This is a genomic window from Paenochrobactrum gallinarii, assembly GCF_014205685.1.
GTDB classification, from domain to species: Bacteria; Pseudomonadota; Alphaproteobacteria; order Rhizobiales; family Rhizobiaceae; genus Paenochrobactrum; species Paenochrobactrum gallinarii.
The window spans coordinates 56,199-69,016 of the sequence record NZ_JACIIU010000010.1; the positions used below are offsets into that span (position 1 = coordinate 56,199).

The following is a 12,818-nucleotide window of genomic DNA, read 5'->3' on the forward strand; positions in this document are numbered from 1 at the left end:
CGAACGTCCTCGATGCATCATGACTGTCGCCGCCTGACACCGCGCGCGGCGTAAGTTGGACTTGTCCCGCTTTATTTCCGCCTCATTATCTCTTTTCGGCGGATATTTTCTCGAATTGAGCGGGCGATATTCCTCCGAGTGTCGAATGCCTTCTGCGTATGTTGTAAAATCCTTTGATGTATTTGAAAAGCGCATCGGTCAGCTGTTTTCGTGTTTGCCACGAATACCGCCAAATTTGCTCCGCACTCAGTGTTTTGATAAATGTTTCAGATACAGCATTATCCCAGCAGTTTCCCTTGCCGCTCATTAAGACTTGAAATTTGAGCTGTCTCAGCTGCTTTTGATAGTCATAAGCACAGTATTGACTGCCCAGATCTTTATGGTGAATGCAGCCGAGCTCCGGATTGCGCAGAGCAATGGCTCTGTTCAATGCCTGCATTGCAAGATCTTGTTTCAAACTATCGCTGACGACCCAACCCACAATGCGCCGTGAGTGAAGATCAATTATGACAGCCAGATATTGCCAACCTTCCCGTGTCCATAAATAGCTGATGTCACCTGCCCATTTCTGATTTGGCTTGTCAGCTGAGAAATCCTGATCCAGCAAGTTCGGCGCTATATTGAAAGTATGGTTGCTGTCAGTTGTGACCTTATATTTGCGGATTCTGATAGCATAAATGTTGTTTTGGCGCATCAAACGTCCAACACGGCGGTGTCCGACAGATAATCCAATATCCTTAAGTTCTTGCGTCATGCGAGGGCGGCCATACGATTTAAGGCTAAAATGATGCTGCTCCCGAATATGCGCCCGAAGCACCATGTCCTGTCTTTGCCGTTTGCTTAATGGCCGTCTGCGCCAGGCACGATAACCACGTGATGTAACGTCCATAATCTGGCACAGCCGGTGGATTGGAAATCTGAGTGCGGTGCTCTTCAATGAAAGCAAACCTTATTTGCTTTGCTTCGCGAAGAACACGGTGGCCTTTTTAAAATTTCCCTCTCCTCCGAAAGTAAGTGGTTCTCTTTACGCAAGCGGTTGTTTTCTTTCGCCAAATCAATATCGTGAGCTGGAGGCCTGTCATCAGGGCTAGAGCGCTGTATCCATTTCGATAGCGTGGAAAGGCCGACACCCAAATCAGATGCTACCTGGCGGCGAGTAAGACCACTCGTCAGCGAGATCCGAACGGCTTCGCGTCGGAAATCATCAGTATGTAAAGCTGTCATATATCTGCTCCTTAATGACCAATAGTCTATTCAAGGAGGCGGAAAAAAACGTGACAAGTCCATCCCATCAACAGAGCATCTTCAAAGTGTTCATAGGCAAAGTCTGTTGCTAATAACTCTTGTTGGGATTGCTGCCCTACAAACCAATCATACCACTGACCAGCAAGCGCGTGTAGCTCCCTGTTGGAAAATTCAGCTTCATCCCCTAATTGCACAGCACGTAATTGAACTATTCGGAACTCAATCTTAGCTAACCATTCGGCATACTGAGCTTTAGCGGAACTGGGGGAATTAAAGATGAAACCCGAAAGCGCTCTTCATGGCTCTTACCATGCAAACGCATGGATTCCTCTCAAACATCTGAGGGTATAACTTTACGGACGAAATAATCGCCATTCTTGGCACGTTTTAAACTAGACATAGTAAGGGTCATTTGTAGCAGCCTTTGTAGCTATAGCCAATGACAACCCTTTGAAATCAATCATCCATTTGAAACTATTCAGAAAAATAAATGAATGGTGCGGACGGCGGGACTTGAACCCGCAAGCTCTATGAGCGGCAGATTTTAAATCTGCTGTGTATACCGATTTCACCACGTCCGCGGATGATGCGATTCATATGTCACAAGTCCGGCTCCAAGTTCAAGAGCTTTCTTCGGTTTTTCCTTTAGATACCACAATTAATCAAAGAGATAGCTGCAGTTTCTGACCGGTTGACCAGCCAGTTTCATAAAACATACCAAAACGGCCACAAAACTATGTGGCCGTTTGATTTCATAAGTAAAAGCTTAAATAAAAATCATCCACGCGGAATCTTCGGAACCGCACTTTTTGATTTTTTCACCGGCTTTTCATCGTCCGATGTCGCAGCAACCTTTTCCTTCAGCTTCGCCACCGGCTTTTTCGCTTTGGCAGCAGGCTTCTTCGGTGTGACAACTTCCTTAACTGGCTTTGCCACGCGGTCTGCCACTGTTTCCAGCTTCAGCACCTCGTTGCCCTGCTCATCCGACGTCACATCCAGTTTGACAGTGCCGCCATTTTTAAGCTTGCCAAACAGCACTTCATCCGCCAGCGGCTTCTTGACATATTCCTGAATGACACGTCCTAACGGACGCGCGCCCATCCGTTCATCATAGCCCTTATCGGCAAGCCAACGGACAGCCGCATCACTCAGTTCAATTGTCACGCCACGCTCAGCCAGTTGCGCTTCCAATTGCAGCACAAATTTCTGCACCACCTGATGAATAACAACAGAAGGCAGCGGACCAAACGGAATAATCGCATCCAAACGGTTACGGAATTCCGGCGTAAAGAGACGGTTGATCGCCTCCAGATCATCACCCTCACGACGGCCGGAGCCAAAGCCAATTGCAGCTTTTGCCATATCAGCCGCACCGGCATTGGTGGTCATGATCAAAATCACATTACGGAAATCGATCTTCTTACCATTATGATCCGTCAGCGTGCCGTGATCCATCACCTGCAACAAAATATTGAAGAGATCAGGATGGGCTTTTTCAATTTCGTCAAGCAGCAAAACGCAATGCGGATGCTGATCAACGCCATCGGTAAGCAAACCACCCTGATCAAAACCAACATAGCCCGGAGGCGCACCAATCAGACGTGAAACCGTGTGGCGCTCCATATATTCGGACATATCAAAGCGCAGCAGCTCGACACCCAACGAGGCTGCCAACTGGCGTGCAACCTCTGTTTTACCAACCCCTGTCGGGCCGGAGAAGAGATAAGAGCCGATTGGCTTATCCGGCTCACGCAAACCAGCACGCGCCAGCTTGATCGCAGCCGACAGAGCATCAATGGCCAGATCCTGCCCATAGACAATGCGCTTTAGCTCTGCTTGCAAATTGGCAAGCACGGCCTGATCGTCTTTCGAGACAGTTTTTGGCGGAATGCGAGCCATGGTCGCAATCGTTGCCTCAATCTCGCTCAAACCGATTGTTTTCTTACGCTTATCCTGCGGCAACAGCATCTGGCTGGCACCGGTTTCATCGATCACGTCAATCGCTTTATCAGGCAATTTACGATCCGAAATATAGCGTGCGGAGAGTTCGACCGCAGATTTGATCGCCTCATCCGTATATTTCACTTTATGGAAATCTTCGAAATAAGGACGCAGACCATTCATGATTTCAATCGCATCAGGAATGGTTGGCTCAACCACATCGATTTTCTGAAAACGACGCACAAGCGCACGGTCTTTTTCAAAAAACTGGCGGAACTCTTTATAGGTCGTTGAGCCCATGCAACGGATTGCACCGGAAGAGAGAGCCGGCTTCAACAGGTTGGAGGCATCCATTGCACCGCCTGATGTGGCACCTGCCCCGATAACCGTGTGTATTTCGTCAATAAACAGGATCGCGCCCGGATAGTCTTCGAGCTCTTTAACAACCTGTTTCAAACGCTCTTCGAAATCACCGCGATAGCGGGTGCCGGCCAGCAGGCTGCCCATATCGAGCGAAAAGATCGTCGCATCGAGCAGCACTTCCGGCACATCGCCATCAACAATACGCTTGGCCAAGCCTTCGGCAATCGCGGTTTTACCAACGCCCGGATCACCCACATAAAGCGGATTATTTTTAGAGCGACGGCAGAGCACTTGTATTGTGCGGTCAATCTCGCTTTGACGGCCGATCAGGCGGTCAATACGGCCAGATTTTGCTTTCTCATTCAAGTTGACGCAATAAGCGGTCAGCGCATCCGGCTTTTTCTTTTGCGCTTCATCTGCTTCGCTATGATTGGCTGAATTATCTTCCGAGCTTGCCTCTGCTCCACGCGGAATGCGAACTTCACTGCTTTCCGGCGCTTTGGAGATGCCGTGCGAAATGAAATTCACCGCATCATAGCGGGTCATTTGCTGCTCTTGCAGAAAATAAGCCGCATGGCTTTCACGTTCGGCAAAGATCGCCACCAGTACATTCGCGCCGGTCACTTCCTCACGATTGGAGGACTGCACATGAATAACCGCGCGCTGAATGACGCGCTGGAAAGCGGCTGTCGGCTTTGAATCTTCATCATATCCGGTAACCAGATTATCCAACTCGCGGTCGATATAATCTGTGACAACACGTTTTAAATGTGCAAGGTCAACACTGCATGCACGCATAACGGCGCCTGCGTCCTGATCGTCAATCAACGCCAGCAGTAAATGCTCCAGCGTTGCATATTCGTGGTGCCGTTCGTTGGCAATGGTCAGGGCCTGATGCAGTGCCCTCTCAAGACTGGTAGAAAACGATGGCATATGACCTCACTTTTTCTCCATCACGCAATGCAGCGGATGCTGGTTTTGGCGAGAGAATTCCATGACCTGATTAACTTTAGTCTCGGCAACCTCATAAGTATAAACGCCACACTCGCCCACACCATGATTATGAACATGCAGCATGATGCGGGTGGCATCATCAATCGACTTCTGGAAAAACCGCTGCAACACATGCACAACGAATTCCATCGGCGTATAATCATCATTCAAAATAAGAACGCGGTAAAGGTTTGGCTTTTTTATGACTGTTTTGGTGCGTGTAATAACAGCTGTTCCATGACCGGTACCGCCATGGTCGTCCTCTTCATGATTTTGCATTACGATATTGATAGAGTTCATTTTGTCGAAAACCACTTAAAGCTCCAGCTGCATCTGATGATACATATGTAGAGAATGTTTTAAAGATTTTAAGCCCTCTGACAGAAGTTACAACCGCCAAGATTATAAAACCGTCATCAATTTTGTCAGGCCACATTCATGCACAGATAAATGCAAAAATCAGCATGCCCGCCTTCAACGCACATGCTGATTTAAACTTTCACAGCGACTGATCTTGTTTGTTCAAACCGGCTTAATACCAGCCAACCGCCACTTGTGCCTCTTCAGACATACGATCCGGTGTCCATGGCGGATCAAAGGTCATGGTCACTTCGACATGCGAAACGCCCTCAACCGTGCCAACCGCATTTTCCACCCAGCCCGGCATTTCGCCAGCCACCGGACAGCCCGGTGCGGTCAGCGTCATTTCGATTTTCACCGTATAATCATCTTCAATATCGATCTTGTAGATCAGGCCGAGCTCATAAATATCAGCCGGAATTTCCGGATCATAAACGGTTTTGACGGCCGCAATAATATCATCGGTCAAACGCAGCAGCACATCTTCAGGAATGGCTGACGATGTGTGGAAAGGAGAGCTTTTTTCCGCCTCATCCTGCGGCTTGTTATCGGTTTCTTGTGTCATCATTCTTATCCGAAAAATTTCTTGGCTTTTTCAAGCGCTTCAGCAAGCACGTCAATTTCAGCAAATGTATTATACATCGCAAAGGATGCACGGCATGTAGAGGTAACACCGAAACGCTTCAAGAGCGGCTGCGCACAATGGGTGCCCGCACGCACGGCAACGCCCGCACGATCAATCACCATCGACACATCATGAGCATGAATATCGCCAAGCATGAAGGAAATAATCGCACCCTTATCAGGCGCCTGCCCGATAATACGCAAACCATCAATCTGCTCTAAGCGCTCATGCGCATAATCACGCAGTTTTTCTTCATGGCTCCAGATAGCATGACGCCCGATGCCTTCCATATATTCGAGTGCTGCACCCAAACCAATGGCCTGAACAATCGGCGGCGTACCAGCCTCAAAGCGATGTGGCGGATGATTATAGGTCACATTTTCCAATGTGACATCTTCAATCATTTCGCCGCCGCCCTGAAACGGACGCATCTTTTCCAGCATTTCTTTACGGCCGTAAAGAACACCGATACCAGACGGACCATAAACCTTATGACCGGTAAACACATACCAGTCACAACCCAGATCCTGCATGTCCACATGCATGTGAACAGCGCTTTGGCTACCATCCACCAAAACCGGAATGCCGCGTTCATGTGCAATACGCACAATGTCCTTGATCGGCGTTACCGTGCCCAAAGCATTGGACATATGGGTAATAGCCACCAGCCTGGTTTTTTCGGTCAGAGTTTTCTCAAACTCCTCGATATGGAAAGCACCGCTATCGTCAACAGGCGCAAATACCAGTTTTGCGCCTTGGCGCTCACGAATAAAATGCCATGGCACAATGTTGGAATGATGCTCCATAATCGAAAGAACGATTTCATCGCCCTCGCCGATTTGCGGCATCCCGTAACCATAAGCCACCGTATTGATCGCTTCAGTGGCATTTTTAGTAAAAATAATTTCGTCGGTTGAATTGGCATTAAGAAAACGGCGCACCGTTTCACGTGCCTTTTCATAAGCGTCGGTTGTCGCATTGGACAGAAAATGAAGGCCGCGATGCACATTGGCATATTCGTTGGAATAGGCTTCTGTCACCGCATCAATCACGCTTTTAGGTTTTTGCGCGGAAGCACCATTATCCAGATAAACAAGTGGTTTTCCGTGCACTTGCCGTGACAAAATCGGAAAATCAGCACGAATAGCTTCAACATCATAAGCCGATGCAGGCGTCATAATTTTGTTCATGATTATTCCCTTTGCCTACGGCAATCATACCCGGGCAGACAGAGCCCACCCGGGTTTGATTAATCAGGCATGTGCCACAAGCCAATCGGAAAGGATTGCTTCCAATGCTTCCACCAATGGCTCATTTTCCAGCTCTTCGATGATTTCAGCGATAAATGCCTTCACCAGCAAACCGCGTGCTGCTGCTTCCGGAATACCGCGTGCCATCAGATAGAACAGATGGTCATTGTGGATTTCGGTAACGGTCGCACCATGGCCGCAAGCAACGTCATCAGCAAAGATTTCCAGCTCCGGCTTGGCATCAAACTCAGCGCCATCGGACAGCAACAAAGTGTTGCAAGCCATACGGGCATCAGTTTTCTGCGCAATCTGGGCAACTTTAATCATGCCCTGAAACACACCGCGCGCTTCACCGGTTACGACGTTACGTACAATCTGCACAGAACGGGTATTTTCCACCAAATGCCCTGCTGTCATAGTCACATCAGTGTGGCTCTTATCGCTGAGCAGGTTCAGTGTGCGCATCTCAAAATCGGAATCTTCCCCGAGAACGTCAACGTGGATTTCCTGACGCACCAAATGGCCGCCCGCATTGACCACATAAAGGGTCAGCTTAGCATTAGCGCCAATGGTTGCATTGAACTGCGAAAGCTGTGTGGATTCTTCGTCAAATTCACGAACAATCACCCAGATAATATCCGCACCATCATCGACAGTTACATGACTGACAGATGAAGACAGCGTTTCCGCGGTGCCGCCGATCTGGCGTTCAATGATTGTGGCTTTGGTGTTTTTGCCGAATTTTGCCGGAAAACGCACATGGCTCTGACCACCAAGCTGCACATTCTGCAACTCAAGCGGTGCTTCAAGCTCGGTATCGTCAGCCAGTGTCAGCGCCCAGCCATCAGTCACATAAGCCGCATTGATCTGGCCTACTGCATCATCAAAGCCTTTGGTCTGCATGGTTTCAACAACCGAGCCATCCTGCAACAGATCACGCACAGCGGTAACAGTCACATTGCTTACCTGTTTGGCAGCTTGCGCAACGCCATTGATAACAGCAAACTGGCTTGAGCCGGCCACCAGAACGGGACGCGTTTTGGCATCCGAGCTGCTGACAAACGGTGCAGTACTCTTAAACAGAGTACGCAGGTCCGTATAATGCCAGCTTTCGATGCGGCGCGATGGCAAGCCATTGGTCTTCAGTTCTTCCAACGCATTATCACGCGCAGCCAGAACTTCCGGTGTGCCGGCAAGCACGCCAAGGCGCTCGCCAAACATATCAATCAGGGCACTTTCAGCAGGCGTTTTCGGCCTGACGGTCTGAATATTCATAACCTGCGCCCCCTTCAAGCAACTTCGCCGATGGTGTCAGCGTAACCGTTGTCTTCCAGATATTTTGCCAGATCTTTTTCGCCTGATTTAATAATCTGGCCTTTGTAGAGAACGTGAACTGAATCCGGCACGATATAGTCAAGCAAACGCTGATAGTGGGTGATAACAATCACAGCACGATCAGGCGAACGCAGTGCATTCACACCGTCGGAAACGATCTTCAGCGCATCAATATCAAGACCTGAATCCGTTTCATCAAGAACGCAAAGGCCCGGCTGCAACAATTTCATCTGCAAAATTTCAGCGCGCTTCTTTTCACCGCCCGAAAAACCAACATTGAGCGGACGCTTGAGCATATCCATGTCAATACTGAGGGTTGCAGCAGCTTCTTTAACCAGCTTGATGAATTCCGGAATTTTCAGCTCAGGCTCACCGCGTGCTTTACGCTGTGAGTTCATGGCAACTTTCAGGAATTCCATAGTCGCAACACCTGGGATTTCCATAGGATACTGGAATGCAAGGAAAATACCGGCGGCAGCACGTTCTGCCGGATCCATTTCGAGAATGGATTCACCGTTTAAGAGAATATCACCTGATGTGACTTCATAATCAGGACGTCCGGCCAGAATGTAAGACAGGGTCGACTTACCGGAACCGTTTGGCCCCATGATCGCTGCAACTTCACCGTTTTTAACGGTAAGGTTCAAACCGCGGATAATTTCTGTATCTGTGCCAGCGATATTGGCGTGCAGGTTTTTGATCTCAATCATACTATTAAACCTTATAATCGTGCTGGTACTCTGCCAGCTGAAACTTCAGCGTGGTAAACCACGCAAAGATTAGCCCCGTATCGGGTAAAAGCTACGTCGTTAACCGACACTGCCTTCAAGCGAGATACCAATCAACTTCTGTGCCTCAACGGCAAATTCCATCGGCAATTCCTGAATGACTTCTTTAACGAAGCCGTTGACGATCAGAGCAATCGCCTCTTCTTCCGGAATACCGCGCTGCATCACATAAAACAGCTGATCATCAGAAATTTTCGATGTCGTTGCTTCATGTTCAAACTGAGCAGTGGAATTTTTCGCCTCAATGTAAGGCACAGTATGCGCACCGCAATCATTACCGATCAGCAAACTGTCACACTGGGTGAAGTTACGGGCATTTTCCGCCTTGCGATGGGCAGAAACCTGACCACGATAGGTATTGCTGGAATTACCGGCAGAAATACCCTTCGAAATGATGCGGCTGGAAGTGTTTTTGCCAAGATGGATCATCTTGGTACCGCTATCGATCTGCTGATAACCATTGGAAACAGCAATCGAATAGAACTCACCACGGGAATTATCGCCGCGCAAAATGCAGGACGGATATTTCCAGGTTACTGCTGAACCGGTTTCCACCTGTGTCCACGAAATTTTCGAGTTCTTACCGCGGCAATCACCACGCTTGGTCACGAAGTTATAAATACCGCCCTTGCCGTCCTTATCGCCTGGATACCAGTTCTGAACGGTAGAATATTTAATCTCTGCGTCATCAAGCGCAACAAGCTCAACAACAGCTGCGTGCAACTGGTTTTCGTCACGCTGCGGCGCGGTACAACCTTCCAGATAGGAAACATAGCCGCCTTCTTCCACAACGATCAATGTGCGTTCAAACTGACCGGTATCTTTTTCGTTGATACGGAAATAGGTCGACAATTCCATCGGGCATCGTACGCCCTTCGGCACGTAAACAAACGAACCGTCGGTGAAAACAGCCGAGTTCAATGTGGCATAGTAGTTATCTGAAACCGGCACAACGCTGGCCAGATATTTCTTCACCAATTCCGGATGTTCGCGGATTGCTTCTGAAATGGAGCAGAAGATCACACCGGCTTTGGCCAGTTCTTCTTTAAAAGTGGTAACCACTGAAACAGAATCAAACACCGCATCCACAGCCACACGGCCGGAAGCGTAGATGTTGTCTGACGGATTTTCATCCATCGGGCTCGGTTCGCCCATTTTGCGCACACCAGCCAGCAATTCCTGCTCACGCAAAGGAATACCAAGCTTTTCATAAGTACGTAAAAGCTCCGGATCAACTTCATCCAATGACTTCGGACCAGTCTGATCTTTTGGCGCTGCGTAATAACGGATATCCTGAAAATCAATTTTCGGATAATCCACACGCGCCCAATCAGGCTCTTCCATAGTCAGCCAGCGTTCATAGGCCTTCAGACGCCATTCAAGCATCCATTCCGGCTCTTCTTTTTTGGCGGAAATGAAACGGATAATATCTTCGTTCAGGCCTTTAGGCGCCTTATCCATCTGGATAATGGTCTCAAAGCCGTATTTATACTGGTCCACATCAAGATTGCGGACCTGATCGATCGTTTCCTGCACGGCAGGCATCGGCGTTCTCCATCCTCGTCAGGTTCAAGGCCCGACAGTTGCAAACGTCAAAGACAGTTATTTCTTACCGTCTTTATATAGTGCGCGACTGGCGCTTTTGTAACCTGTATCGCCTGATATCCAAAGATACCCGGGTTTACCTGAATTAAACCGGATCAAATCCGGTTATTACTGACAACAAAAGCGCGCTTACGCGCTGATGTTGCTTTTCTCATTCACACGTTGCTGTCTGCTAACAATTTCGTGTAAAACCTGCATGAACTTGTCGATGTCGGCACTGTCTGTATCAGGTGATAGTGATACTCTGATAGCGCCCGTTCCGTGTTCATAACCCATGGCCACAATCACATGGCTGGGGCCAACTTTGCCGGACGAACAGGCAGAGCCTGCCGATACGGCAATGCCGCCTAAATCAAAGGCGATCTGTACTGTTTCCGCTTTCATATTTGCCAGCGAAAAGAATGACGTGTTTGGCAAACGCTCAACATCTGCACCATATATCAGCGTAGAAGGTGCAACTTCCAGAATGCGGCGCTCCATATCGTCGCGCAAAGAGGAAGACCAGCCACCATTTAAAATACGCTGATGCGCCTGATGCGCAGCCGCACCAAAACCGGCAATCAATTGCAGCGCTTCTGTTCCTGCGCGATGGCCTTTTTCCTGACCGCCTCCACGTATGAGAGCTTTCGGCATCAGCAAATCAGAAACGGCAACAATCGCCCCCACCCCTTTTGCCCCACCAATTTTGTGTGAGGAAAGGATGAAGTAATCACCGCAATTATTTGTAATATCAAGCGGAATTCGTCCCGCAGCCTGTACGCAATCCACCACCAGAATGCCGCCGGCATTTTTAACGATGACCGCTACTTCTGCAATCGGCTGAATCACACCGGTTTCATTATTGGCGTATTGCACAGCCACAAGCGGCAGACCTTGCGCACTATCATGCGCTGACAAGTTTTCGCGTAAAGCTTCCAGATCCAGCAGGCCAGTTTTATGAACTGGCAATGTCACGATATTTTCAGGCGCAAACTGCCCGCCCGCCAACATACAAGGATGCTCAGTCGCACTGACATAAAGCTTCGACATACGCACTGGTGCACGACCCATCATATAGGTCGGACTTAAAAGCATGGATGCCGCTTCGGTGGCGCCGGAGGTAAAGAAAACATGATCGGCGCGTACATTAGTGAGTGCTGCCACCTGACGACGTGCCGTTTCCATCATAGCCTTGGTGGCGCGCCCCTCACCATGAACCGAAGAAGGATTTCCGGTCACATCGAGTGCTGTAATGATTATATCGCGCGCTTCGCTTAAGAGCGGAGCGCTGGCATTATAATCAAGGTAGAGCCTTTTCTTGCTCCCGCCCACGAGCTATTCTCCTAATTCTGCATCATTTAGGCGCTCAAAGCGCAATTTTCTTGAAATTTCAATCAAGAAAAGCCTATGAAGCCTATATAGAACAATTAAACGGTTCAGTTTTGAAACGTTCTAAAGTGGTTTTAGGTGTCATTCGCCCTTGCGTCAAGGAAAACTATACCTAAATCCTCCGATATTGCGGTTAACAGCGGAGTATATATGCCTGAAGTCATTTTCAACGGACCTGCAGGTCGTCTCGAAGGTCGTTATCAGCCTTCTTCTGAAAAAAATGCGCCTATTGCTATCATTCTGCATCCGCATCCCCAATTTGGCGGAACGATGAACAACAAGATCGTTTACGATCTGTTTTACATGTTCCAGCAGCGCAATTTCACCACTTTGCGCTTCAACTTCCGCGGAATCGGCAGAAGTCAGGGTGAGTTTGACCATGGTCCGGGTGAACTGTCCGATGCAGCCAGCGCGCTGGACTGGGTACAATCACTGCACCCTGATTCCAAAAACTGCTGGGTAGCCGGTTATTCTTTCGGTTCATGGATCGGCATGCAGCTTCTGATGCGCCGCCCGGAAATCGAAGGCTTTATTTCGGTCGCCCCACAGCCGAATATTTATGACTTTGCGTTCTTGGCACCTTGCCCGTCATCAGGCCTCATCATTCATGGTGAGAATGATAAGGTCTCGCAGCCAAAAGATGTGCAAGTGCTGGTTGATAAGCTTAAAACCCAAAAAGGCATCACCATCACGCAGAAGACCATGGAAGGTGCCAACCACTTCTTCACCGGCCATGGTGACGAACTGATTGCAGAATGTTCCGAATATCTCGACCGTCGCCTTGCTGGGGAACTGGTTGAACCACGCATGAAGCGTCTGCGTTAATCGCGGCCGCTTTAAAATTTAAAAAATCCGGCACTCACCTGCCGGATTTTTTTAAAACTAAAAATCTGCTATTTTAGCAAACACAGCCGTCAAGCCCGTCAAAACTATCACGACCCTGAG

Annotated in this window: 9 protein-coding genes, 1 tRNA gene and 1 pseudogene; 1 reads left to right on the top strand and 10 read right to left on the bottom strand. The window is 48.8% G+C overall.

The annotated features are described in order from the left end of the window. Window positions 1-85 precede the first annotated feature (85 nt). The 10 genes and pseudogenes from FHS77_RS10680 to FHS77_RS10725 all read right to left on the bottom strand — a co-directional run bounded on the left by FHS77_RS10680 (window position 86) and on the right by FHS77_RS10725 (window position 11,816). Window positions 86-1,224 (bottom strand): annotated as a pseudogene (locus FHS77_RS10680) (IS3 family transposase). A 516-nt stretch (window positions 1,225-1,740) separates the two neighbouring features. Continuing rightward, window positions 1,741-1,826: transfer RNA gene (locus tag FHS77_RS10685), tRNA-Leu, on the bottom strand. Between the two features lie 196 nt (window positions 1,827-2,022). Then, entirely contained in the window at window positions 2,023-4,482 is a 2,460-nt protein-coding gene (gene clpA / locus FHS77_RS10690) for an ATP-dependent Clp protease ATP-binding subunit ClpA (protein WP_184223156.1), read from the bottom strand. A gap of 6 nt (window positions 4,483-4,488) precedes the next feature. Next, window positions 4,489-4,821, bottom strand: a complete 333-nt coding sequence (gene clpS, locus FHS77_RS10695) for an ATP-dependent Clp protease adapter ClpS (RefSeq protein WP_184223250.1) — start codon at window positions 4,819-4,821, stop codon at window positions 4,489-4,491. 253 nt (window positions 4,822-5,074) lie between these two features. Next, window positions 5,075-5,467, bottom strand: a complete 393-nt coding sequence (locus FHS77_RS10700) for an SUF system Fe-S cluster assembly protein (RefSeq protein WP_184223158.1) — start codon at window positions 5,465-5,467, stop codon at window positions 5,075-5,077. A gap of 5 nt (window positions 5,468-5,472) precedes the next feature. After that, the gene (locus tag FHS77_RS10705; protein ID WP_184223160.1) at window positions 5,473-6,717 is read right to left on the bottom strand and encodes a cysteine desulfurase; all 1,245 of its coding nucleotides are present in this window, start codon (window positions 6,715-6,717) and stop codon (window positions 5,473-5,475) included. 63 nt (window positions 6,718-6,780) lie between these two features. Beyond that, entirely contained in the window at window positions 6,781-8,052 is a 1,272-nt protein-coding gene (gene sufD, locus FHS77_RS10710; RefSeq protein ID WP_184223162.1) for a Fe-S cluster assembly protein SufD, read from the bottom strand. Between the two features lie 14 nt (window positions 8,053-8,066). Beyond that, window positions 8,067-8,822, bottom strand: coding sequence for a Fe-S cluster assembly ATPase SufC (sufC, locus tag FHS77_RS10715; protein WP_184223164.1), 756 nt, complete (start codon window positions 8,820-8,822; stop codon window positions 8,067-8,069). 99 nt (window positions 8,823-8,921) lie between these two features. Continuing rightward, a complete protein-coding gene (gene sufB, locus FHS77_RS10720) occupies window positions 8,922-10,445 on the bottom strand; it encodes a Fe-S cluster assembly protein SufB (RefSeq protein ID WP_184223166.1) in 1,524 nt (507 codons plus the stop codon). Window positions 10,446-10,634: 189 nt separating this feature from the next. After that, window positions 10,635-11,816 carry an aminotransferase class V-fold PLP-dependent enzyme gene (locus FHS77_RS10725; RefSeq protein WP_184223168.1) on the bottom strand — a complete coding sequence of 394 codons (1,182 nt, stop codon included), beginning with the start codon at window positions 11,814-11,816 and terminating at the stop codon, window positions 10,635-10,637. A 207-nt stretch (window positions 11,817-12,023) separates the two neighbouring features. Here FHS77_RS10725 and FHS77_RS10730 point away from each other — a divergent pair, with 207 nt between their 5' ends. Continuing rightward, entirely contained in the window at window positions 12,024-12,698 is a 675-nt protein-coding gene (locus FHS77_RS10730; RefSeq protein WP_184223170.1) for an alpha/beta hydrolase, read from the top strand. The last annotated feature ends 120 nt before the right edge of the window (window positions 12,699-12,818 follow it).

Coding starts and splice junctions, on each gene's coding strand:
- sufB (WP_184223166.1), bottom strand. CDS start 10,445: ATGCCTGCCGTGCAGGAAACGATCGATCAGGTCCGCAATCTTGATGTG.
- sufC (WP_184223164.1), bottom strand. CDS start 8,822: ATGATTGAGATCAAAAACCTGCACGCCAATATCGCTGGCACAGATACA.
- FHS77_RS10705 (WP_184223160.1), bottom strand. CDS start 6,717: ATGAACAAAATTATGACGCCTGCATCGGCTTATGATGTTGAAGCTATT.
- clpS (WP_184223250.1), bottom strand. CDS start 4,821: ATGCAAAATCATGAAGAGGACGACCATGGCGGTACCGGTCATGGAACA.
- sufD (WP_184223162.1), bottom strand. CDS start 8,052: ATGAATATTCAGACCGTCAGGCCGAAAACGCCTGCTGAAAGTGCCCTG.
- clpA (WP_184223156.1), bottom strand. CDS start 4,482: ATGCCATCGTTTTCTACCAGTCTTGAGAGGGCACTGCATCAGGCCCTG.
- FHS77_RS10700 (WP_184223158.1), bottom strand. CDS start 5,467: ATGACACAAGAAACCGATAACAAGCCGCAGGATGAGGCGGAAAAAAGC.
- FHS77_RS10730 (WP_184223170.1), top strand. CDS start 12,024: ATGCCTGAAGTCATTTTCAACGGACCTGCAGGTCGTCTCGAAGGTCGT.